The sequence below is a fragment of the Pseudomonadota bacterium genome (assembly GCA_016719885.1).
Lineage (GTDB): Bacteria > Pseudomonadota > Gammaproteobacteria.
On record JADJYF010000014.1, the window covers coordinates 159,041 to 181,746 of the forward strand.

23 protein-coding genes and 1 tRNA gene are annotated in these 22,706 nt (G+C 64.8%); 15 read left to right on the forward strand and 9 right to left on the reverse strand.

Annotated features, from left to right (window positions below):
* The first annotated feature begins 57 nt into the window (after nucleotides 1-57).
* The gene (locus IPM80_15865) at nucleotides 58-1,152 is read left to right on the forward strand and encodes a ferrochelatase (protein MBK8959848.1); all 1,095 of its coding nucleotides are present in this window, start codon (nucleotides 58-60) and stop codon (nucleotides 1,150-1,152) included.
* Between the two features lie 3 nt (nucleotides 1,153-1,155).
* On the opposite strand, the gene IPM80_15870 is transcribed toward IPM80_15865, so the two are convergent.
* Nucleotides 1,156-1,575 (reverse strand): YjbQ family protein, encoded by a 420-nt coding sequence (locus IPM80_15870; protein ID MBK8959849.1) that lies wholly within the window; start codon nucleotides 1,573-1,575, stop codon nucleotides 1,156-1,158.
* Nucleotides 1,576-1,585: 10 nt separating this feature from the next.
* Nucleotides 1,586-2,170, reverse strand: a complete 585-nt coding sequence (locus IPM80_15875; GenBank protein ID MBK8959850.1) for a nitroreductase — start codon at nucleotides 2,168-2,170, stop codon at nucleotides 1,586-1,588.
* 148 nt (nucleotides 2,171-2,318) lie between these two features.
* On the opposite strand from IPM80_15875, the gene IPM80_15880 reads away from it, so the two are divergent.
* Genes IPM80_15880 through IPM80_15890 form a run of 3 tightly spaced genes read left to right on the forward strand, consistent with a single transcriptional unit; the run spans nucleotide 2,319 to nucleotide 6,450 of the window.
* Nucleotides 2,319-4,235 carry a transglycosylase SLT domain-containing protein gene (locus IPM80_15880; protein ID MBK8959851.1) on the forward strand — a complete coding sequence of 639 codons (1,917 nt, stop codon included), beginning with the start codon at nucleotides 2,319-2,321 and terminating at the stop codon, nucleotides 4,233-4,235.
* A complete protein-coding gene (locus IPM80_15885; GenBank protein MBK8959852.1) occupies nucleotides 4,232-5,230 on the forward strand; it encodes a complex I NDUFA9 subunit family protein in 999 nt (332 codons plus the stop codon). The genes IPM80_15880 and IPM80_15885 overlap by 4 nt, the downstream gene beginning before the upstream one ends.
* A gap of 11 nt (nucleotides 5,231-5,241) precedes the next feature.
* The gene (locus IPM80_15890; GenBank protein ID MBK8959853.1) at nucleotides 5,242-6,450 is read left to right on the forward strand and encodes a multifunctional CCA addition/repair protein; all 1,209 of its coding nucleotides are present in this window, start codon (nucleotides 5,242-5,244) and stop codon (nucleotides 6,448-6,450) included.
* On the opposite strand, the gene IPM80_15895 is transcribed toward IPM80_15890, so the two are convergent.
* From IPM80_15895 to IPM80_15905, 3 genes are all read right to left on the reverse strand, one after another.
* On the reverse strand, nucleotides 6,431-7,348 hold the full coding sequence (locus IPM80_15895; GenBank protein MBK8959854.1) for an adenylate/guanylate cyclase domain-containing protein: 918 nt from the start codon (nucleotides 7,346-7,348) through the stop codon (nucleotides 6,431-6,433). The genes IPM80_15890 and IPM80_15895 overlap by 20 nt on opposite strands.
* A gap of 111 nt (nucleotides 7,349-7,459) precedes the next feature.
* A complete protein-coding gene (gene msrA, locus IPM80_15900; GenBank protein ID MBK8959855.1) occupies nucleotides 7,460-8,086 on the reverse strand; it encodes a peptide-methionine (S)-S-oxide reductase MsrA in 627 nt (208 codons plus the stop codon).
* Between the two features lie 121 nt (nucleotides 8,087-8,207).
* A complete protein-coding gene (locus tag IPM80_15905; protein ID MBK8959856.1) occupies nucleotides 8,208-9,374 on the reverse strand; it encodes an SAM-dependent methyltransferase in 1,167 nt (388 codons plus the stop codon).
* A 55-nt stretch (nucleotides 9,375-9,429) separates the two neighbouring features.
* On the opposite strand from IPM80_15905, the gene IPM80_15910 reads away from it, so the two are divergent.
* Nucleotides 9,430-10,179, forward strand: a complete 750-nt coding sequence (locus tag IPM80_15910; GenBank protein MBK8959857.1) for a pteridine reductase — start codon at nucleotides 9,430-9,432, stop codon at nucleotides 10,177-10,179.
* A 7-nt stretch (nucleotides 10,180-10,186) separates the two neighbouring features.
* Here IPM80_15910 and IPM80_15915 read toward each other — a convergent pair whose 3' ends face one another.
* Nucleotides 10,187-10,780, reverse strand: coding sequence for a hypothetical protein (locus IPM80_15915; protein MBK8959858.1), 594 nt, complete (start codon nucleotides 10,778-10,780; stop codon nucleotides 10,187-10,189).
* On the reverse strand, nucleotides 10,777-11,133 hold the full coding sequence (gene folB / locus IPM80_15920; GenBank protein ID MBK8959859.1) for a dihydroneopterin aldolase: 357 nt from the start codon (nucleotides 11,131-11,133) through the stop codon (nucleotides 10,777-10,779). Before folB ends, IPM80_15915 begins: the two co-directional genes overlap by 4 nt.
* A gap of 111 nt (nucleotides 11,134-11,244) precedes the next feature.
* On the opposite strand from folB, the gene plsY reads away from it, so the two are divergent.
* Nucleotides 11,245-11,838: a glycerol-3-phosphate 1-O-acyltransferase PlsY gene (gene plsY, locus IPM80_15925; GenBank protein MBK8959860.1), complete on the forward strand. Its 594-nt coding sequence runs from the start codon at nucleotides 11,245-11,247 to the stop codon at nucleotides 11,836-11,838.
* A gap of 19 nt (nucleotides 11,839-11,857) precedes the next feature.
* Here the strand turns inward: plsY and tsaD are convergent, their stop codons facing one another.
* Nucleotides 11,858-12,892 carry a tRNA (adenosine(37)-N6)-threonylcarbamoyltransferase complex transferase subunit TsaD gene (gene tsaD, locus IPM80_15930; GenBank protein ID MBK8959861.1) on the reverse strand — a complete coding sequence of 345 codons (1,035 nt, stop codon included), beginning with the start codon at nucleotides 12,890-12,892 and terminating at the stop codon, nucleotides 11,858-11,860.
* Between the two features lie 109 nt (nucleotides 12,893-13,001).
* Here tsaD and rpsU point away from each other — a divergent pair, with 109 nt between their 5' ends.
* From rpsU to IPM80_15975, 9 genes are all read left to right on the forward strand, one after another.
* Nucleotides 13,002-13,217: a 30S ribosomal protein S21 gene (rpsU, locus tag IPM80_15935; GenBank protein ID MBK8959862.1), complete on the forward strand. Its 216-nt coding sequence runs from the start codon at nucleotides 13,002-13,004 to the stop codon at nucleotides 13,215-13,217.
* Nucleotides 13,214-13,675: a GatB/YqeY domain-containing protein gene (locus tag IPM80_15940; GenBank protein ID MBK8959863.1), complete on the forward strand. Its 462-nt coding sequence runs from the start codon at nucleotides 13,214-13,216 to the stop codon at nucleotides 13,673-13,675. The genes rpsU and IPM80_15940 overlap by 4 nt, the downstream gene beginning before the upstream one ends.
* A 77-nt stretch (nucleotides 13,676-13,752) precedes the next feature.
* Nucleotides 13,753-15,492, forward strand: a complete 1,740-nt coding sequence (locus tag IPM80_15945) for a DNA primase (protein ID MBK8959864.1) — start codon at nucleotides 13,753-13,755, stop codon at nucleotides 15,490-15,492.
* A gap of 248 nt (nucleotides 15,493-15,740) precedes the next feature.
* A complete protein-coding gene (gene rpoD, locus IPM80_15950; protein MBK8959865.1) occupies nucleotides 15,741-17,615 on the forward strand; it encodes an RNA polymerase sigma factor RpoD in 1,875 nt (624 codons plus the stop codon).
* Between the two features lie 62 nt (nucleotides 17,616-17,677).
* Nucleotides 17,678-17,754, forward strand: a tRNA-Ile gene (locus tag IPM80_15955).
* A 174-nt stretch (nucleotides 17,755-17,928) separates the two neighbouring features.
* Nucleotides 17,929-19,182: a tyrosine-type recombinase/integrase gene (locus IPM80_15960; GenBank protein MBK8959866.1), complete on the forward strand. Its 1,254-nt coding sequence runs from the start codon at nucleotides 17,929-17,931 to the stop codon at nucleotides 19,180-19,182.
* Nucleotides 19,183-19,623: 441 nt separating this feature from the next.
* Entirely contained in the window at nucleotides 19,624-19,836 is a 213-nt protein-coding gene (locus IPM80_15965) for a transcriptional regulator (protein MBK8959867.1), read from the forward strand.
* A 56-nt stretch (nucleotides 19,837-19,892) separates the two neighbouring features.
* Nucleotides 19,893-20,294 carry a DNA primase gene (locus IPM80_15970; GenBank protein ID MBK8959868.1) on the forward strand — a complete coding sequence of 134 codons (402 nt, stop codon included), beginning with the start codon at nucleotides 19,893-19,895 and terminating at the stop codon, nucleotides 20,292-20,294.
* Complete coding sequence (locus IPM80_15975) at nucleotides 20,291-21,883, forward strand: DUF3987 domain-containing protein (protein ID MBK8959869.1); 1,593 nt, start codon at nucleotides 20,291-20,293, stop codon at nucleotides 21,881-21,883. The genes IPM80_15970 and IPM80_15975 overlap by 4 nt, the downstream gene beginning before the upstream one ends.
* Before the next feature lie 231 nt (nucleotides 21,884-22,114).
* On the opposite strand, the gene IPM80_15980 is transcribed toward IPM80_15975, so the two are convergent.
* Nucleotides 22,115-22,351, reverse strand: coding sequence for a hypothetical protein (locus IPM80_15980; protein ID MBK8959870.1), 237 nt, complete (start codon nucleotides 22,349-22,351; stop codon nucleotides 22,115-22,117).
* Nucleotides 22,352-22,706 lie beyond the last annotated feature (355 nt).

Genomic DNA, 22,706 nt, shown 5'->3' on the forward strand with positions numbered 1-22,706 from the left:
TCAGCACACGACGCCATGGTGTAGCGTCGCGTCCTTTCCTCGCGAGAACAACCATCGATGGCCAATTACGCCGGCACGCCGGATTACGCGCACGGTCAACGCCAGCGACTCGGCGTCCTGGTGTGCAATCTCGGCACGCCGGACGCGCCCACGCCGCGCGCGGTGCGGCGCTACCTGGCGGAATTCCTGAGCGATCCGCGCGTCATCGAAACGCCGCGCTGGCTATGGTGGCCGATATTGCACGGCGTGATCCTCAATATCCGGCCACGGCGTTCAGCCCATGCCTACGCCAAGATCTGGCAGGCCGAGGGTTCGCCGCTGCTGAGCCTGTCGCAAAGCCTCGCCGACAAACTCGGCGGCGCGCTGGCGGGCGATGGCGACGCCATCATCACCGCGCTTGGCATGCGTTACGGTTCGCCGTCGATCGCGAGCGCCATCGATGCGCTCACCGCGCACGGCGCGCGACGCATCGTGGTGCTGCCGCTCTATCCGCAATACGCGGCGCCGACCACCGCCTCGGTGATGGACGCGGTGTTCGCCCATTGCGCGCGCCTGCGTTGGGTGCCGGAGCTGCGCTTCATCAATGATTACCACGCCAACCCGCGCTACATCGCCGCGCTTGCCGATTCGGTGCGCGAATACTGGGCCGCGCACGGTCGCCCCGAGCGCCTGCTGCTGTCTTTCCACGGCCTGCCACAAAAATACTTCCTGGCGGGCGATCCGTATTTCTGCCAGTGCCAGGCGACCGCGCGCCTCCTGCGCGAAGCCCTGGCGCTCGATGCCGAGAATTGCATGGTGAGTTTTCAATCGCGGGTCGGACCGACGCGCTGGCTGGAACCCTATACCGATCTCACGCTCGACTCGCTCGGCAAGGCCGGCACCCGGCGTGTCGACGTGCTATGTCCCGGATTCGCCGTCGACTGCCTGGAAACCTTGGAAGAAATCGCTCTGCAGAACGCCGACAGGTTCCGCGCGGCCGGCGGCGGTGAGCTGCGTTACATCCCGGCCTTGAACGACAGCCCGCGCCACGTCGAGCTGCTGGCCAGCCTGGTCGGTGATCATCTCGGCGGCTGGCGCGAAGCGGTGGCGGACGAGCCCGCCGCACGCGCGGCGGCCGCGGCCCGCGCCCGCGCCGCCGGCGCCAGGCACTGAGCCTCACTCACCGAGCAGCGTCACCTCGACGCGCCGCTGATGGCCGTGGCGGCGGTGTTCCCACAGGAACACGCCCTGCCAGGTGCCGAGCGCCAGGCGCCCGTCCCGCAACGGTATGTTCAGATCCGTATGGGTCAACACCGCGCGCACATGGGCTGGCATGTCGTCGTCGCCCTCGTCGACATGCCGGAACAGCGCGTCGCCGTCCGGCACCAGGCGCGCCATGAAGCGCTCCAGGTCGCGCAACACTTCCGAGTCGGCGTTCTCGCACACCAGCAGTGAAGCGCTGGTGTGACGAATCCACAGGCAACACAGGCCGACGCGCATGTCGCTGTCCAGCACCAGCGCGTTCAGCGCGTCGCTGATTTCGACATAGCCACGACCGTGCGTCGTCACCGACAGTTCGCGCGTCACCACCCGCATCGCCACGCCCTTACTCGATACGCGCCAAGACCTGCGCCAGCGGTCGACGTTGCTGTTCGACGACGCTCGCCGGACGGCCGTACCAGAACAGGCCGACCACGAACTCCCGCGCGGAATGCAGACCCAGCATGTGGAACAGCTCGGGGTCGCGCGTAATCGCGCCGGTCGTCCACTTGCAGCCCACGCCGTCGGCCCACAGCGTCAGCATCATGTTCTGCGCGGCGCAGGCGCAGGCCGCGTAGTCCTCGCGTTCGCGTTGCGCGTCATCGCTGCGCAGGCAGGTCATCAGCAGCCAGCCCGGCACTTCCAGCCAGCGTTGCCGTTTGATCTCGGCGGCGCGATCACCTTTCTCGGCGCGCACCAGTTCGGTGTTGCGTGCGATGATCTGCGTGCGCGCCATGGCGCCGAGCACGTAGAAGCGCCAGGGCTCGGTGCGATGATGGTTGGGCGCCCAGCGCGCCACCTCGATGGCGCGCTCGACGATGTCGTCGGCAATGCGCTCGGGCAGAAAATCGTGCACGGTGCGGCGCGTGCGCAGCACGTTCGCGACGGCGTCGCCATCGAGAGGCGTAGGCATGGGCGTCCTGTCGTTCATCAGTGATTGGTCCTTCGGTTAGAATCGAAGCCACGCGCATTCGCGCTGCAATTCGAATGAATATGTTAACGCCTTCGCGCCGTCGATGAAGTCACACTGCGGATTGAACCGCGCGCCGCGCCGAGCGCGCCGCTGCTGGCCGGCGCTCATGCTCCTGCTGTGCATGATGAGTCACGGCGCGTGGGCCGACATTGCCGCCCAGCGCGAGGTGTTCAAGCGCGCGCGACAGGCGCAGACCCATGGCGACCTGGTGCAGGCTCGTCGCCTCGGCGCCACGCTCGGCGACTACCCGCTGCGCGCCTACCTCGAATACGAAGACCTGCGTCAGCGTCTCGCCGGCGCCGCCGACGAACAGCTGCTGGACTTCATTGCGCGCCATGACGGCGACTATCTCGGTGAGCATCTGCGCAGCGCGTGGCTGCGCGAACTGGCGCGCAAGGCGCGCTGGTCGGTGTTCCTGGCCGCCTACCGCCCGCAGGACGATATCGCCTTGCAATGCCAGGCGCTCACCGCGCGCCTGCAAAGCGAATCCGCCGCCAGCGTGCTGCCCGATATCGTCACGCGCTGGCGGGCGGGCGGCGGTCGCGGCACAGCCTGCGTGCAACCCTTCGCGCGACTCTACGCAAGCGGCACGCTCAGCGACGCGCAGCTGTGGGAGCGGGTCTCCAATGCCTTCGAAAACGGCGAGGTCACCACGGCCAAGGAGGTGGCCGGCCACTTCAGCGGCGCGCGCCATCGCCAGCTGTTCGGCCTGTGGCAGCGCGCGTTGGCTTCGCCCGCGACGCTGTTGCGCGCGGCGGACCTCGAAGACAGCAGCGAAGCCCGGCGCGTGGCGCTGCACGCCCTCACGCGCCTGGCGCGCGCCGACGTCGATGGCGCACGTGGCGCCTGGCAGGAGGTGAGCGCGCGTCTGGCCTTCAGCGAAGCGGAGCGCGGCGAGGCCGCGCGCGCCATCGCGCTCGCCGCGGCCGGTAGCAACCACGCCGCGCGCATCGCCTTGCTCGACGCCGTGCCGCCGGCGGCGGTCGATGTCGACGTGCAACGCTACCAGTTGCGCGAAGGCATCGCGCGCATGGCATGGCCGGAACTCGCGCGCTGGACCGAAAGACCGCCACAGATCCCCGATGAATCCCTGCGCTGGCGTTACTGGCACGCGCGCGCCCTCGGCGAACTCGGTCATCACGACGAGTCGCAGCAGGCGTTGCGTGAACTCGCCAGCGAACGCGACTACTACGGATTCCTGGCCGCCGATCGCGTCGGCCTGGACTACCAGTTCCGCGAAGTACCGATAGCCGCGACGCAAGCCGAGCTCGCCGCGCTCGGCGCGCGCGGCGGCCTCGTACGCAGTCGCGAATTCGAGCGCGTCGCCCTGCCGCAGCATGCGGCGCGCGAATGGCACCATGAAATGAAGCGCCTGACCTCGCGCGAGCTGCAGGTCGCGGCGGTACTGGCCACGCAGTGGGGCCGTCCGGAGCGCGCCATTTTCGCGCTGGGCATGGCCAACGCCTATGACGACCTCGGCGTGCGCTTTCCGCTGCTGTATACCGAGCTCGCGCGCAAACACGCGGCGCGCCGCAATCTGGACCCGGCGCGCGTGATGGCCATCATCCGTTCGGAGAGCGCCTTCAATGCCAGTGCGCGTTCGCCGGTGGGCGCACTCGGCCTCATGCAACTCATGCCGCAAACCGGACGGGAAACGGCGCGCAGCATCGGCCTGCGCCTCGACAATCCCGCCGCCCTGCTCGAAACCGGCACCAATATCGCGCTCGGCACCGCCTATCTCGCGCAGATGCTGGCACGCTACGACGGCAACTTTGCAATGGCGGCGGCGGCCTATAATGCCGGACCGGGCCGGGTCCGCCAGTGGCAGGGCGCGCAATGCGTTCCCAGCGAACGCTGGGTGGAGTCCATTCCTTTCACCGAGACCCGCGGTTATGTACGACGCGCCTTGTTCTACACCGCCATCTACCAACGACGACTCAAGCTGCCAGTCATGAAATTCAACGCCGTGATGCCTCCGATACCCGCCCGCGACGGCCGCGTGACGCAGGACTGCGCGTCGTGAGCAAACCGCTGGTCGCGCTGTTCGGCGGCAGCGGCTTTGTCGGCACCGTGCTGGCCAACCAGTTGCTGCGCGCCGGCTACCGCCTGCGCATTTTCACTCGCGACCGCCAGCATGCACGGGCGCAGTGGCTGCTGCCGGATACCGAATTGGTGGTGGCGCATGTCGACGAGGAAGAGCGCATTGCCCAGGCGCTCAAGGGCAGCGTCGCCGCCATCAACCTGGTAGGCATACTCAACGAGCGACGTGACGACGGCGCCGATTTCAAGCGCGCCCATGTCGATACCGTGCAGCACCTCGTCAAGGCCGCCAAGCAGGCGCGTGTGCCGCACTTCGTTCACTTGAGCGCCCTCGCGGCCGACGTCGCCGCACCGAGCTACTACTTGCGCAGCAAGGGCCAGGCCGAGCAACTGCTGCTCGGCGCGGGCACTCGACACTTCCGTACCACCATCCTGCGGCCATCGGTGATATTCGGGCGCGGCGACGACTTCCTCAATCGCTTTGCGTCGTTGCTGCGCTTCGCGCCGCTGCTGCCGCTGACCGGCGCGCAGGCCGAGCTGCAGCCGGTCTACGTGGGCGACGTGGCGGCGGCGGTGTTGCGTTTGCTGGAGACCCCGGGCGCCGCGCCGCAGGGTGTGTACGAAATCGGCGGCCCTGACGTGATGACGCTGCGCGCGATCGTCGAATATGTCGGCGCGCTCGGCGGCCGCCGCCCGCTGATCGTGCCGATCGGCGGCCCGCTGGCAACGCTGATGGCGTGGTGCATGGAATGGGTGCCCGGCAAACCGCTGACCCGCGACAACCTGCGTTCACTGTCGGTGCCGTCGGTATGCCGGTCGGGCAACTCGCTGCTGGAACTCGGCATTCGCCCGACGCCGTTGGACGAAATCGCGCCCGCCTATCTCGCCGCCCGCCATCAGCGCGGCCGCTACGATCATTTTCGCGAGCAGGCGCGTCGCGCCCGTCAGGGCCCTGCCGCCGCGCGGCGGCGCGATTGAGATATCCCGCGATGCGCATCTACCAAGTCGGCGGCGCGGTGCGCGATCGTCTGCTGGGACGCGAAGTCAGCGATCGCGATTGGGTGGTGGTGGGCGCCAGCGCCGAGCAATTGCTGGCGCTCGGATATCGCCAGGTCGGCGCCGACTTCCCGGTGTTCCTCCATCCCGGCACCCACGAGGAATACGCCCTCGCGCGCACCGAGCGCAAGAGTGGCCACGGCTACAAGGGCTTCATCACCGACGCCACGCCGACTGTCACGCTGGAGGACGATCTCGCGCGGCGCGATTTCACCATCAACGCCATGGCGATGGGCGAGGACGGCGTGCTCGTCGACCCCTACGGCGGGCAGCGCGACCTGGCGGCCGGCGTGCTGCGCCATGTGACCGCCGCGTTCGTCGAAGACCCTTTGCGCGTGCTGCGCGCGGCACGTTTCGCGGCACGCTTCGGCTTCACGATCGCCGACGACACGCAAGCCTTGATGCAGGAACTCAGCGCCGCCGGCGAACTCGCCACGCTCGCGCCGGAAAGGGTGTGGCAGGAACTGCGCAGGGCGCTGGGCGAGCCCCATCCCGAGCGCTTCATCGAGGTGCTGCGCGCGTGCGGGGCGCTGCGCGAATTGTTGCCGGAAGTCGACGCCCTGTTCGGCGTGCCGCAGCCGGAGCGCTATCACCCGGAAATTGATACCGGCGTGCACCTGCTCATGACCCTGCAGCAGGCGGTGCGGCGCGAGGCCGACGAAGTGGTGCGCTTCGCGGTGCTGACGCACGATCTCGGCAAGGGCACCACGCCCGCCGAGATCCTGCCTTCCCATCACGGTCACGAGGAGCGCAGCGCCGAATTGACCGAAGCGCTGTGCACGCGGCTGCGCGTGCCGCGCGAACATCGCGAGCTCGCGGTGCTGGTGGCGCGCCTGCATACCCGCGTGCATCGCGCGCAGGAGCTGCGAGCATCGACCACCGTGCGCCTGCTGGCGGAAGCCGATGCCCTGCGGCGGCCGGCGCGCTTTGAACAGTTGCTGGAAGCATGCCTCATCGACGCGACGGGACGGCTGGGGCTCGAGCAGCAGCCCTATCCGCAAGCCGCCAGGCTGCGCGCGGCGCTCGAAGTGGTGATGACGGTGTCACCGCAGCCCTTGTTGGCGAAAGGGCTCAAGGGTCCGGCGCTGGCAGCGGCGCTCGAGCAGGCGCGTATCGAAGCGCTCACAGACAGCGGTATTTGATCGCGTAGTCCGCTTCTTCGGGTCCGGGCTTACCGGGAATGATCAGACCGGCGCCGGACAGGCGTAAGGATTCACGTTTGAATTCGACGCGCCGTCCATCGACGCCTATCACGCATGAACCATTGGTGCTGTTGTCGGTGATGGTGCAACGACCGCGGCTGAACTGCGCCGACAGGTGCTGGCGCGACACCAAGTCCTTGGCGACCACCAGGTCGTTCTTGTCGCCGCGACCGATGGAGATCACTGGTCGCGTACCGTCGACCTGCACACTTTGTGGACCGTAGGAAAATTCGACAGCCACACAGGTCTGGCTGTCGCGACCGGGCGCTTCGCCGTTGTAAGCCGTGATCGATTCGACATCCCAGATGATTTCGTACAGCTCGACGTGCTCGAGCGAAATGAAATTCCAGGTTTCGTCGTCGACGTAACGCGACACCGCGCGATACATGCGCGGCAAGCGATCGATGGTGGCCTTGGTGGCCAGCGATTGTTCGGGCTTGGCGTGGCTGCCCACCCAGTGGGCAATCTTGGCGGTCTCACCGGACAGGGCATCACTGTCACTCTTCACCGGCCCGTAATGCAGACCGATGCGCATGCGCATGCGCGGCCGCGCATCACGGCTCGCGCGTTCATGCATTTCGACATGGATTTCCGAGGCCGCCGAGGCCGCCGCGGTGGGGTCATCGAACAGCACCACGACCTGGTCTCCGACTTCGGCGACCACGCGGCCGTGCCTGGCGACGCACAGATCCTTGACGGTATCCAGGCATGCGGCGACCAGCGCCCGCGCCTCGGCGTCGCCGACCTGCTCGTACAGGGCCGTGCTGCCGGCGATGTCGGCCGACATGATGACCTGGCTGGTCGACTGCACCGTGCCGCTCATAGTGCTCAAATCCATAGCGCTGACCGGGAACTCCACGCCCTGTAGCGGCACGGAATCGACAAGTTCAAGTTAGCACTTCGGGGCAGCACGCTCCAGCGCGTGCGCGGCGCCGCGCCAGGGCTCAAATCAATGGCCGGCGCTTCCCCACAGTTCGGTCAGACGCTGGTCGCGGCCGCAGTTGTAGCGATAGAACTTGTAACGCAGCGGATTCTTCTTGTAGTAGTCCTGGTGGTAGTCCTCGGCCGCATAGAAAGGGCCGGCCTTGACCAGGCCGGTCTTGATCGGCGCTGTGAAGGGTTTGTGCTCGTTGAGCGCGGCGAGGGACGCCTCGGCGGCCTGCTTCTGCGCGTCGTTGTGGTAGAAGATGGCGGTGCGGTATTGATTGCCATGATCGCAGAACTGCTGATCGACGACCGTCGGGTCGATGTTGTGCCAGAACACCTCGAGCAGTTTTTCGTACGTCACCCGTTGCGGGTCATAGGTCACCTGCACCGACTCGGCATGCCCGGTGCCACCGGCCGACACCTGTTCATAGGTCGGGTTGGGCTGGGCGCCGCCGGTATAGCCGGCCGTGGTGGATATCACGCCGTCGAGCACGTCGAAGGGCCCTTCCATGCACCAGAAGCAGCCACCGGCGAAGGTCGCGGTTTCCAGCATTGCCGGTTCATCGGCATCGGCCGCCGGGCCGGCGGACGTGCCGCCCTCCTGGGCGCTCACCGCAAAGGCGGCCAGCAGCAGGAGCCACCCGGCCATCAATCGAAAGGTGGACGTCGACAACATGGATACACTCCCGCGCTGGGCCATGGATTCGTTACGACTCGGGCCGCCGGTTGAAGTTGCAGGCCGCAACTCGCCCGGCGTGCAGGCCCTGTGATCAGGTCGCGAAGCCGTCGAGGCGATGTCGTTCATCGTGCCGGAAACCGCGCAGCGCCGGCTGTTCACCGACGCCGAGCGCCATGACCTTGAAGGTTTGTCCCATGCTGCCCGGCATGAGCAACAGCTTGGCCTCCTGGGCCAGACGATAGCGTTCGGTGTCGTTGGCCGCCGCGCTGGCGAGGACCTGCTCGAGCCCGCAGTCGATGAGAAAGTGCGCCTGGGTGGCGTAACCGAGGATATCGAAGCCGGCCTCAAAGGCCTGCTCGGCGACGGCGGTGAAATCGACGGACGCGGTGATGTCCTGCAGTCCCGGGTAGAGCAGCGGGTCGTCGTGAACGTGGTGCAGGTAATGACACTTGAGCGTGCCGGCGCCGCGCGACGGATGCAGGTACTCGTGTCGCGGGTAGCCGTAGTCGGCGAGCAACACCAGCGCGCGCGACAGGCGCGAACGCAGGGTGGCGAGCCATGCGGCGAGCCCCGGGTTGGCCTCGCTCACGTAGCCGTCCGGCAGTCGCGCCGCCCAGGCCGGGTCGAAGTCCTGGCCGTGATAGGGTCGCGTGGTCCAGACCAAGCGCTCGTCTTCGACGGCCACCATGCACTCGAGCCAGGCGCCGGCGCGTACCACGCAGCGCGTGACCGGCATCGCATCCAGCACTTCGTTGGCGATCACCAGTCCATGGCTGCCGGCCGGGGCGTGCTCGTCACACCAGTGCACGCGGCTGCGCAGGGATTCGGGCAATTGCGCCGTGGCCGCCTGCTGGCGAACTCGCAGCGCCGCGCTCGGCTCGACGATGCAATAGCGCGCCGGCAAGGGCCCGTCGTGCGCGAGCGAGGTCAGCAGGTCGCAGGCCAGCCGTCCGCTGCCCGCGCCGTATTCGACGATGTCGTCGTCAGGTGTGAGCACGTCCGCGCACTGACGCGCGAGGCAGGCCGCGAACAGGCCGCCGGCTTCCGGCGCGGTGATGAAGTCGCCGTCGCGACCGAAGATCGCGCCGCCGCCGGTGTAATAGCCAAGCGCGGGCTCGTAGAGCGCCATCGCCATGTAGGTATCGAATCCGATCATGCCGCCGGCGGCGTGGATGGCATCACGAATGCGCGCGGCGAGCCGGCGCGATCTTTCTAGCGCCGCGCGATCCGGATCCGGTAAGCTTGATGTATCAACCATGTCCCGTGCCGGTTTCAAAGCGCGGCGAATATTCCACTTCCCATTGCCGATACCGATGACGAGCGTCACCTCTTGCAACGACGCGCCGGTGGCGCTCATCACCGGCGCCGCCAAACGCCTCGGCGCCTGCACCGCCCGCGCGCTGCATGCGCTCGGCTACGACATCGTCATTCATCATCACACGTCCGGCGACGAAGCCCATGCGCTCGCCGCCGAGTTGAATGCGCAACGCGCGGCATCGGCTTCGACCTTGCGTCAGGATCTGGCCGACGCCCATGCCGGCAAACTCATCATCGAAGCGCTGCACGCGCTGCGCGCGCGTCTCGATGTGCTGGTCAACAACGCCTCGGTCTTCGACCCCACGCCCATTGCCAGTGTCGACGTCGCGGCCTGGGATCGCCTGCATGCCATCAACGTGCGTACGCCCTACTTCCTGTGCCTCGCGGCCGCACCGCTGTTGCGCGCCAGCCGCGGCGCCATCGTCAACATCACCGACATCCACAGCGAACGTCCGCGCGCCGACTACAGCGCCTATTGCGCATCCAAGTCGGGCCTGGTGGCCGTGACGCGCGGACTCGCGCTCGAACTTGCCCCCGAGGTGCGCGTCAACGCGGTCGCGCCCGGCCCCATCCTGTGGGCGGCCAGCGAAGACGCCGCCTTGCAGGCCGCGACGCTCGCCGGCACGCCGCTGGCGCGACGTGGCGATCCCGCGGACATTGCCGCGGCGGTGTGCTATCTCGCCCGCGCGCCCTTCGTCACCGGCCACGTGCTGGACGTGGACGGCGGTCGTCACCTGGTGCTGTAAGGCGGGCTCAATGCCGACTGACGGGCGGCGCGCTCGTGGCCGGCGCGGCGCTCTTGGGCGGCGGCGGGCTCTGCGGTAACGGCAAGGTCTGCATCGGCGCCGCGCCGCGCGTCAGCGGCACGGTATCTTCATCTTCCACGCCAAAATTCGGCAAGGGCGACGCGAGGTACCAGCGTTTGCCCGTGGCGTCGTACCACCACATCTGCGCATCGTGCAGCAGGCGAATGACGCCCGAATCGAGTTCGTAGTATTCGATGGCGGCAATCACGCGCGCTTCCTTGCCGTCATCGCCCACGAAGGAATTGCTGACCGTGTAATTGGTGACGCGGTAGCGCGCCGCGGTCTTGAGATCGGCGGCGATTGGCTGGCCGTCGGGCGTGCGCAGGTACTTGGCCGCTTCGTCGTAATAGCCCCAGCGGATGAGCTTGCGGTAATTGTTGAGCGCCGCTTCGAGCACGACGGCGCGGTCGGACTTGCCGAGCGGCAGCGAGCCGCAGCCGGCCAGTGCGGCCAGCAGCAGCGCCGCCAGCAGGGTTCGAATGATGTTGATGCGCATGGCGGGGGCTTCGTCGTTGGTGAGCAAGGCGGCGTCAGGCGTCACGTGCGCGCGCCGCGTTCGATGATCACGCACACGTCGCGAACATGGCGCACCACGCCTTGCTTGTTGATCTGCAAACGCACCCAGTGCACGGGAAATTCCGCCAGCAGAATGCGCGTGATGTTTTCACCCAGGGCTTCGATGAGTTTGAACTGGCTGTCGCGTGCGAAGTCGCGAACGCGATCGGTGACGGCCTTGTAGTCGACCGTGTACTGCAGGTCGTCGGTCTCGCCGGCGCGGCGGGTGTCGAGTCCGAGTTCGAGATCGAGGATCAAGGTCTGGCGTATGCGGCGTTCCCATTCCCACACGCCGATGACGGTGTCGACCGTCAGATGCTTGAGGTAAATGATATCCATGCCAACCGATGCCGCGGAACACAAGCGGCGATGGTAGCAGAGTAGCGCGGCTGTTTGAGACCACCTGCAGCGCGCCTTGATCGGGGCTGCGCCATCGGTTGCAATACCGGCATGTTGATCCCCGTTCTCATGATCGCCGGCGCCTACCTGTTGGGCTCGGTGTCGACCGCGATCCTCGTGTGTCGCGTGATCGGCGCCACCGACCCGCGCGAAGCCGGCTCGCGCAACCCGGGCGCGACCAACGTGCTGCGCATCGCCGGCAAAGGGCCGGCCGCCGTCACACTGCTGGGTGATTCGGCCAAGGGTCTCATCCCGGTATTGCTTGGTCATGCGCTGGGGCTCGATGCCACGTGGCTGGCGGCCATCGCGCTGGCGGCCTTTCTCGGCCACCTGTACCCGCTGTACTACGGCTTCGAGGGCGGCAAGGGCGTCGCCACTTTCATCGGCGTGACGCTGGCCTTGAACCCGTGGCTGGGCGCGAGCTTCGTCGGCATCTGGCTGCTGGTGGCCGTGGCCTTGCGCTGGTCATCGCTGGCGGCGCTGGTCGCGACCGCCTGCATGCCGCTGGTGTCGTGGTATCTGCAAGCGCCGCCGGCGGCGGTGGCGCTGGTCGGCGTGATGGCGGTGCTGGTGTTCTGGCGTCACCAGGGCAACATCCGCAATCTGCTCGACGGCACCGAGAAGAAGATCGGCCAGAAGGCCTGAACCGAACTTCGAGTGCGCCTCAGCTCGCGACCTCGTGTTCCCCCAACGCGCCGAGCGTGGTCATGGGCCAGCGCGGCATGACCTTGAACGGCGCGCCGTCGTGTTCGCCGGCGGCCAATCGCAAATATCCGACGAACGCGATCATGGCGCCGTTGTCGGTGGCATAGCGCAAGCGCGGGAAAGCGGCCGTCGCGCCGAGGCCCGCGCACAACTCGTTGAGCCTCGCGCGCAGCGCCTGGTTGGCGCTGACGCCGCCGGCCACCACCAGGGTCTTCATGCCGGTCTGTTTCAAGGCCCGTCGGATCTTGATGGCAAAGGTGTCGACCACCGCGTCGCTGAAGCCGCGCGCGATGTCGGCGTGCAGGCTGGGCGCGGGCTCGGCGCCGCGCAAGGTATTGACGACGTGGGTCTTGAGCCCGCTGAAGCTCATGTCCAGTCCCGGCCTGTCGGTCATCGGGCGCGGGAAATGGAAACGCGCCGGGTCGCCCTCGCGCGCCAGTTTCTCGACCGCCGGCCCGCCGGGGTAACCGAGGTTCAGCATCTTGGCGACCTTGTCGAAGGCCTCGCCCGCGGCATCGTCGACCGACTCTCCAATGATTTCGTAGCGCCCGTAGGCCTCGACGCTGACCAGCAGGGTGTGGCCGCCGGACACCAGCAGCGCCAGGAACGGCGGCTGCGGCCCGCCCGGCTCGAGCAAGGGCGCGAGCAGATGCCCCTCCATGTGATGCACACCGAGCGCCGGAATACCCAGCCCCCAGGCGAAGCCGCGCGCAAAGCCGGCCCCGACCAGCAGCGCGCCGGCGAGGCCCGGGCCGGCCGTGTAGGCCACGCCGTCGAGCTCCGATGCGGCCATGCCGGCCTCGGCCAGCACCGCCTCGACCATGGGCGCGAGCTTGCGCACGTGGTCACGCGAGGCGATCTCCGGCACCACCCCACCGTACTGGCGATGGGCGTCGACCTGGCTGTACAGGTGGTCGGCGAGGATGCCCCGCTCGCCGTCGTAAATGGCCACCCCGGTTTCGTCGCAGGAGGTTTCTATGCCCAGGATACGCACACTCAAATGCTCCAATGACGCTCGCCGGTCTCGACTTCGGGAATGATCATGGCTATATTTCGCGGTTCCCGCCGTGCTGGCTGTAATCAGTTAAGGAACTCAACAAGGTATGCCAAGCGTTCGCGTTCGCGAGAATGAACCTTTCGATATCGCCATGCGGCGATTCAAACGGGCCTGTGAAAAAGCCGGCGTACTTGCCGAAGTACACCGCCGCGAATTCTACGAGAAGCCCACCCAGGTGAGAAAGCGCAAAGCCGCTGCCGCCGTGAAGCGCTGGCAGAAGAAGGCCGCCCGTCAGACCCTGCGTCGTACGCGCCCGTTCTGAAATCAGTGAGCGGGTCGTTCAAAGAACGGCTGAGCGAAGACGTCAAGACCGCCATGCGCTCGGGCGACAAGCCCAAGCTCGCGGCGCTCAGGCTGATCTCGGCGGCCGTCAAACAGTACGAAGTCGATCACCGCGTGACTCTCGAGGAGGGCGCGGCGCTGGAGTTGCTGACCAAGATGGCCAAGCAACGCCGCGAATCCATCAGCCAGTTCCAGTCCGCCGGCCGTGACGACCTCGTCACCCAGGAAGAATTCGAACTCGCGCTGATTCTCGATTACCTGCCGCAGCCGCTCAGCCCGGCCGAAGTCGAACAACTGGTGTCCGACGCGATTGCGTCCACCGGCGCGGTCGGCGTGCGCGACATGGGCAAGGTCATGGGCGTGCTGAACGCCAAGATGAAAGGCCGCGCCGACATGGCCGCGGTCAGCGCGATGGTCAAGGGCAAGCTGGCCGGCTAGCCCTGCGCGGGCGCGGCTACCGGCCGCTCCCGTCGCTGCATACAATCGCCCTTCCCTAGCCACCTGCGCCGTATCCCATGGCTGGCCGAATTCCCGAACAATTCATCGCCGACCTGCTGGCCCGCGTCGACATCGTCGAACTGGTCGAGGGTTACATGCCGCTGCGCAAGGCCGGCAAGGATTTCCAGGGCTTGTGCCCGTTTCACGGCGAAAAGACCCCGTCCTTCACGGTCAGCCGTGACAAGCAGTTCTTTCACTGCTTCGGCTGCGGCGCCCACGGCAGCGCCATCGGCTTCCTGATGAAGCACCGCAACCTGGAATTCGTCGAGGCGGTGGAAGAACTGGCGGGCGTGGCCGGCATGGAAGTGCCGCGCGAGGCCCGCGGCAGCCAGCGCGCCAGCGGCAGCCGCGACCTGTTCACCATCCTCGAGCACGCGCGCGCATTCTTCGAAGCGCAGTTGCGCCAGAGCAGTGAAAAACAGGTCGCCATCGATTACCTCAAGAAGCGCGGCCTGTCCGGCGAGATTGCCAAGGCCTTCCGCCTGGGCTATGCGCCGTCGGGGTGGCGCAACCTGCTCGACACCCTGACCGCCGCCGGCATCAGCGAGGAGCAGGCGGAACGCGCGGGTCTCGCCATCAAGCGCGAGCGCGGTGGCTACTACGATCGCTTCCGTGAACGCGTGATGTTCCCCATCCACGACCGTCGCGGCCGCGTGATCGGCTTCGGCGGCCGGGTCATCGAGAACGGCGAGCCGAAATACCTCAATTCCCCGGAAACCGAGGTCTTCCACAAGGGCCGCGAGCTCTACGGCCTGCACGAGGCGCTGGCCGCCAAGCGCAAGCTCGACAGCCTGTTGGTGGTGGAAGGCTACATGGACGTGGTCGCGCTCCATCAGTTCGGCCTGCCCAACGTGGTCGCCACGCTCGGCACGGCGGTCACCCGTGAGCATCTCGAACTGCTGTTTCGCCAGGTGCCGGAGGTGGTGTTCTGCTTCGATGGGGACGCGGCCGGCAAGCGCGCCGCGTGGCGCGCCCTGGAAAACGCCTTGCCGCTGGTGGAAGGCAATCGCGCGGTGCGCTTCGCGTTCCTGCCCGACGGCCACGACCCGGACAGTGCCGTGCGCGAGTTCGGCCCCGAGGGCTTTCTGAAAGCCGCGCGGCAGTTCGGCCTGGCCGACTACCTGCTCGACACCTTGAAGCTCGAAGTGGATCTCACCAGCGGCGACGGCCGCGCGCGTCTCATCGAACGGGCCAAACCCTATCTCACCCAGATCCCGAGCCAGAGCCACCGCGCCGGCGCCGTGCGAACGCTGGCGAACCTCAGCAAGTTCGACGAAGACCTCATACGCCGCGAACTGGGCCTTGCCGCCAACCGCGGCTTCGCGCCACGCCGCGCGCCGGTGCTGAACCGTTTCACCAGCCGTTCGCTGGAAGAACAGGCGCTGGCCATGCTGCTGCAAAAACCAGCGCTGGCCGCGCAAATCGACGCCGGACTGGTGGATTTCTGCCGCCAGGAACTGCGCGACGGCCTCACCCTGCTGGAAGTCGGCACGGCCATCCAGGCCCAACCGCCGGCCTCCACCGCCGCGCTCTTGGAACGCTGGCGCGACGACCCGATGGAAGCGCAACTGGCCGCCCTCGCCGCGCTCGATCTCGGCATCCCCGACAGCGCTTTCGAAAGCCAGTTCGCCGGCGCCCTGGCGCGGCTGCGCGCCAAGGCCGAGGAACAGCGCTTCGCGCGCATCAAGGCCATCCCCTTCGAACAGTGGACCGAGGAGCAACGCGACATCGTGCGCAACTACAAGCGCGCCAAGTGAGGCACACGGGCCGCGGCCGCACGGCAGGCTTGCAAGTTGTGACCGGCGGCCCCAAATAGCGGAGCGGCCCACACGCCCGGCGGCCGATAAGCCCACCACGCACGCTGCTGCGGGCTAGGCAAACGACGCCTTCGGCACCTATACTACGCGGCTATTTTGCTGCCCAGCACACCTGGCGGATCCACCGCCCTATACTAGAATTTCAACGATCCATCCCACGGATCGACGGACTACGAGGCACGTGGAAGTTGAGCAAGGCCAAACAAGATTCGGTCGAGACGGTTGAAGAACTCGATACCGCCGACCAGCAGTCGCAACTCAAACTACTCATTTCGAAAGGCAAGGAGCAGGGCTTCCTGACCTATCACGAGGTCAATGATCACCTGCCCAACGACATCGTCGATCCTGAGCAGATCGAAGATATCATCAACATGATCAACGACATGGGCATCGCGGTCCACGAGACTCCGCCGGACCTCGACGCCATGCTGCTGAACGACAACGACGTCGACGAAGAAGCGGCTGAAGAAGCCGCCGCCGCGCTCGCGGCGGTCGACAACGAATTCGGCCGCACCACCGACCCGGTGCGCATGTACATGCGCGAAATGGGCACGGTGGATCTCCTGACCCGCGAGGGCGAAATCAAGATCGCCAAGCGCATCGAGGACGGCCTCAACCAGGTGCTGTCCGCGCTGGCCGATTTCCCCACCGTGTCCGAACTGTTCTTGAGCGAGTACGCGCGCAGCGTCAGCGGCGAGATCAAGATCACCGACGTCATCTCCGGCTTCATCGACTACAGCGAAGCGGCGGCCATGCCGCCGCCGGTGGTGGTGGCTGAGGAAGCGGTGGCCGCCGAGGGCGATGACGAGGAAGAAGTGGAAGGCGCCAGCGAGGACGAGGAAGCGGCCGCGCCGACGCTCGACCCGGAAGAAGTCATCCGCCGTTTCGACGAATACGGCAAGCTGTTCAAGAAAGTGCAGGCCGCGACCAAGCGCAACGGCCGTGAGCATCCCAAGACCGAACAGGTACGCAAGGAACTGCAGGAGCGCTTCCTCGAGTTCAAGCTGGTGCCGAAGCTTACCGACAAGCTCGCCGAGCACGTGCGCCTGGTGGTGGAAGAGATCCGCAAGCAGGAAAAGTCCATCATGGACGTGTGCGTCAAGCACTGCCGCATGCCGCGCAAGGACTTCCTCGCGGTATTCGTCGATGCCGAGACCGACGACAAGTGGGTCAAGACCTTGGTACGCGCCAAGAAGCCCTATGCTGCAGCGATCAAGGAAAGCCAGGGTGAGATCGAGACCGCGCAAAAGCGCCTGCTCGAGATGGAAGAACTGCACGCCATCACCATCGGCGCGATCAAGGACATCAACCGTCGCATGTCGATCGGCGAAGCGAAGGCACGCCGCGCCAAGAAGGAAATGGTCGAGGCCAACCTGCGTCTCGTGATCTCGATCGCGAAGAAGTACACCAACCGCGGCCTGTTGTTCCTGGACCTCATCCAGGAAGGCAACATCGGTCTCATGAAGGCGGTCGACAAGTTCGAATACCGTCGCGGTTACAAGTTCTCGACCTATGCCACCTGGTGGATTCGGCAGGCCATCACGCGCTCGATCGCTGACCAGGCGCGCACCATCCGCATCCCGGTGCACATGATCGAGACCATCAACAAGCTCAACCGCATCTCGCGCCAGATCCTGCAGGAGAAGGGCCGCGAGCCGACGCCGGAAGAGCTGGCCGATCGCATGGAGATGCCCGAGGACAAGATCCGCAAGGTGCTCAAGATCGCCAAGGAACCGATCTCGATGGAAACGCCCATCGGTGACGACGAAGACTCGCATCTCGGCGACTTCATCGAAGACACCAACATCCAGGCGCCCATCGATTCGGCCACCTTCGAGGGCCTGTGCCGCAGCACCCGCGAAGTGCTGGCTGGGCTCACGCAACGGGAAGCCAAGGTGCTGCGCATGCGCTTCGGCATCGACATGAACACCGACCACACCCTCGAGGAAGTCGGCAAGCAGTTCGATGTCACGCGCGAACGCATCCGCCAGATAGAAGCGAAGGCGCTGCGCAAGCTGCGTCATCCCTCGCGTTCCGAGCGTCTGCGCACGTTCCTGGATTAATCCGCAAGCTGATGGGCCTGTCGCGTCACCATGACGCGACAGGCCGCTCGATTCATGTCTGCGGGCCTGTAGCTCAGTTGGTTAGAGCAGGGGACTCATAATCCTTTGGTCGTAGGTTCAAGTCCTACCGGGCCCACCATTCACCCTTCCAGCACCCTCCAGCGCAGTCCAGATTCTTCCGAAATCTCTCTATTTTTCGACAAGTTACGTGCCTATGCCTTCCGACGCGATCTGTTGACAGCCTGACCCGGCTGACGGTAGCTTGAACGGTAACTACCCCAGTTACCGCCAAAACGCTACAGGAGTTACCGTCATGGCAGGCAAACTCTCCGCGACCAAGATCGAAAACGCAAAGGCGAGCGACAAGCCCTATAAGCTCACCGACGGGGACGGCATGTACTTGCTGATCACGAAGGGAAAAGCTTCGCCGGATGGCAAATTTAAGCCTGGAACCCAGAAATGGTGGCGTTTCGATTACCGGTTCCATGGCACCCGACGGACCTTGTCGCTCGGTGTCTATCCAGACGTTTCGCTGAAGGACGCCCGTGACCGGCTCCGCAAGGCTCGCGAGGTGCTGGCATCGGGTCGTGACCCGTCCGCCGAAAGGCAGCGGGAGAAAGCGAGCAACGAGAAAGGCAATTCTTTCGAAGCGGTCACCAACGAATGGCTCGATAAGTACCGCCCGACGTGGGCGCCAAAACACACAGAAAAAGTCGAAGGCCGATTCAAACAATACGTCTATCCCTGGCTGGGAGCGCTGCCCGTCAACGGCATCACGGCAGCCGACCTGCTTCGAATTTTGCGGCGGATAGAAGAGCGCGGAGCCAATGAAACCGCCCATCGCGTTCGCCAGCATTGCGGGCAGGTCTTCCGCTACGCCATTGCAACGGGACGCATGGAAACTGACCCGACGCATGGGCTGCGCGGCGCGCTCGCACCCGCTCAGGTCAAACACCATGCCAGTATCATCGAGCCCAAAGCGATTGGTTTGTTGTTGCATGCGCTCGATGCATACACGGGATATTTCGTCACCCGCTGCGCACTCATGCTCGCGCCGCTCGTATTCGTTCGCCCCGGCGAATTGCGGAATGCCGAATGGAAGGAATTTGATCTCGAGGCCGCCGAGTGGCGGATCCCGGCAGAGAAAATGAAAATGAGCCGGCCGCACATTGTGCCGCTGTCGACTCAGGCGATCGAAATCTTAAAGGATCTCCAGGCGCTGACTGGCACTAGCCGATACACGTTTCCGAGCGTTCGCAGCCGGCTCAAACCCATGAGCGATGCCACGCTCACCAACGCCCTGCGCAGCTTGGGGTATTCCGGCGACCAAATGACTGTGCACGGCTTTCGCAGCATGGCGAGCACGCGCTTGAACGAAATGGGTTGGCATCGTGATGCTATAGAACGACAGCTCGCTCACATCGAAGGCAATGCTGTGCGTGCCGCTTACAACTATGCCGAACATTTACCAGATCGCCGCCGCATGATGCAGGCATGGGCGGATTATCTGGATGGGTTGCGTAAGAGCGCAAATGTAACGCCCATTGCCCGAATTCGCGCGGCATGAACCCAGCCAAGAAATTTAATTTCACCTCACTGAATTTTATTTTTAATGCGGGCTCAAGTACGACAAATTCCGCTTAATTCCGCAGACAACCAGAATGGAGAAGTTGGGTTCGTCTGATCGAAAGAAATTCAAAAAAAGCCTGATTGCAATCGCGTTTCTTGGTGGTAACGTGGCGCCCAGTATCGACTCGCAGGACTTCATTGTGTCTCCGTTATCACGAGACGAACGCGGGGTTAATGGGAGTTGATACTGTGATGTATACGCATTGCTGCTTTACATGTGAAAGGGCTGCGTCAGTGTGAGTGGACCGACAGAACCATAGGTCAGAGCCAGGGATTGGCGGCACCAGAACGCGCCCTCCCAGTTCCGTAACGCTCCGGCCGAAGCACGGCGGCTTTTTTAAACAGAAGCAGCTTTTTTCACCATCGGGAGAAAAAAGCCTTGAGTTACTCAAACAGATTGCCGGTGCCCGGCTATTCCCGGGTCCGCGACATCCTTGAAGTTTTTCCTGTCAGCCGAAGCCGTTGGTATGCCGCAATTGCGGAGGGTCGTATCGCGCCACCGACGAAACTCGGAGCGCGCACGGCTGCTTGGCCCAATGTCTACCTGAATGAATTGCTCACCCGCCTCGAAGCGGGCGAGCGAATTCTCTGAGTTCCGACATGGCCACGCACCGCGGGGGATCAACGGGCCCGTCTCATGTGCGAGCGTTGCTCGACCGTCTGGAGAGAGTGACCGAGCGCGGTGGCGGCCACTATATGGCTCGATGTCCCGCCCACGATGACAGCAATCCCAGCCTGTCGGTACGCGAAGTCGACGACCGCGTACTGGTGCACTGCTTCGCAGGATGCAGCGCCGGCGCAATCGTCGCAGCAGCAGGTCTGTCGCTGGCCGACCTGTATGTCGCTTCCCCCATCCGCAACTTGTCGCCCCTGCCGCGCGCGCGGCGATATGACGCTCACGCACTGCTACGCCTGCTCGCTCATGAAGCACTGGTCGTCGCTATTGCTGCAGATGATGTCGCAAACGGAAAGCCCCTATCGGAGACTGATCGAGAACATCTCACAGCTGCCGCTCTCCGGATCCGACACTCAATTGAAGCGCTGACATGAATCTGCTCGAGCGCGCCAATGCGGATCTTGCTCAAATAGACCTCACCGCGCGAATGCTGGACGAGGCGATCTCAGCCCAGCCCTCGCCATTATCAGAAGTGTCATCCAAGCCGGTTGCGACAGCGACAGTTGCGACTTCTGCGACAGTTTGGCCGGCACCATTGCCGATTGAGCGGCACGCCGCGCGAGCCCCCTACCCCATGGACGCATTGCCGGCGGGCGTCGGCGCAGCCGTACGTGAATATCAGTCCTATGGGCAGCAACCCGTCGCACTGGTCGCGTCGTCGGCATTGGCGGTGGTGTCGCTGGCTACGCAGGGCCTGGCTGATATCGCGCGCGACGAACAACTATCGGGACCACTGTCATTGAATTTCCTGGTCGTCGCGCAGAGCGGCGAGCGCAAAACGGCCGCCGACAGGGCGTTGGGCCAAGTCCTCAGCGATTGGGAACGCGAACGCTCCGATGCCCTTCAGGACGACATCAGAGAGAGTCGCTCCGCAGTGGATGCCTGGCTGGCAGAACAGGAAGGACTCAAAGCTGCGCTCAAGACAAGCATCCGCAAAAAGCCACAGGAAGCCGAACGCCTGCGCGTCGAACTCGCTGCCCACGGACTGCGCAGACCCGCCGAGATTTACGCCCCACGTCTCCGCTATGAGGACGTCAATCCCCAGTCCCTCGCCTTCCTGCTAGCCACAGGACATCCCTCGGCGGCACTGTGGAGTGACGAAGGCGGCATGGTGACAGGCAGTTTGGGCATGGCCAAGGAATCCCTGTTGGGGTTTCTATCGTCCCTCAATCGACTGTGGGATGGTGGTGCAATCCGGCAGGACCGTAAGCAGGCCCAATCCGTTCACCTTGAAGGCCGCCGTTTGACCGTCAGCCTCATGCTCCAGCCCATCGTATTGGCAGAATTATTCGCGCGCGGCGGCGGACTGACTCGCGGCAGCGGCTTCCTCGCACGGTATCTGATCACGGCGCCGGACTCGACCATGGGCACGCGCTTCTATCAGCCGCCCCCACGAGGCATGCCGGCTCTCACCGACTTCCATCGACGGGTACGTCTATTACTCGATTCGACCTTGCCTATGGACGGTCAGAGTCGTCTCGCTCCTCCCCAACTGCGCATGTCGGAAAACGCGTTCGCGCTTTGGCGCGCATACCACGATGAGATTGAACGCGAACTCCGCCCTCTCGGCGAGTTCGCAAGCGCTCGCGACTTCGCGGCCAAGAGCGCTGAGAACGCTGCGCGCATCGCCGGCTGTCTACATTTGTTCCAAGGTATCCAGGGCGCGGTCCAAGCGCGAACAATGGACCAGGCAACACGCTTGGCCCACTGGTACTTGCGCGAGGCACTGAGCGTCTTGAATGTGTTGGACGAGCCGCAAGCTTGGGGTGACGCGCAACTCCTCGACAATTGGCTGCAGAAAACCAGCAACGCTTCTACGCGCGACGTGCTGAGGTCCGGGCCTAACCCATTGCGCGACAAGCATCGCCGTGACGCCGCGATCGAAGTGCTCGTTGAACTGGGTCGAATTCGCATTGGTCGCGAAGGAAAATCCGAGCGGATTTTGCGCAATCCGGCCTTGTGAGCCTATTGGCCTTCGAAAGGATTCTGAATCCACGCGTAAAACCGGAAGTGTCGCAGAAGTCGCAACTGTCACTGTCGCAGCGAACCGGCATCACAATTCCGCAATCGGCATTCTCGATCAACAGAAATAGCCTATAGCTGAGAGAAACCAGAAGGGAGCTTCGGTAATCTCAGAAAAAGGCATCTGTGTTGAGTTGCATCTCCGATTGACCCGCCGTGGGTGCGTTTATCGTCACTTGAACTCCAGCAGGATCATCTGCAATGGCGTTTGCCCCTCGTTCAGCGCGATGTGACAGGTACCGCCAGCTGGCACTCTCGAACGCACGATGGTGCCGTGCGCGGTGGAGAACCGCGCACGGCCCTCGGTCGTGGGCAAAGGTTCCGTCCCGCCGCTCAGCAGGCTGTAGGTCTCGAGTTCGCCGGCGACGTGGCTGATCGTCGGTTCGCCACCGCCGGGGAAGGTCGCCACGTAATCGCGCAGATGGCGATGTGGCGATGTAGGGATGTGGCGATTCCAGGCTTGAAAAACTCTTCCCGCGCGGCGCAATGCGGTGTTCGATCATGAGGACCATATCGCGGGTCTCCTTTTGAAATATCCGGCGTTACGACCAGAAGATGTTTCTCGATACCCGCTCGGATACTCGCTTTTCAAGGCGGCACGCTCGTGCGCCTGACCAAAACAATCTGACTCTTGAGAACTAAAAGCACCGGGACGGCATTTTCGCCCAGAACAGCCGGGCAATGCATCTATGGCGTTGGATCAATGAAGACTCGCGCGTCTAGGAACTCGGTACCCCGCGGATGAGCGGAGAGCGCACAAGCCA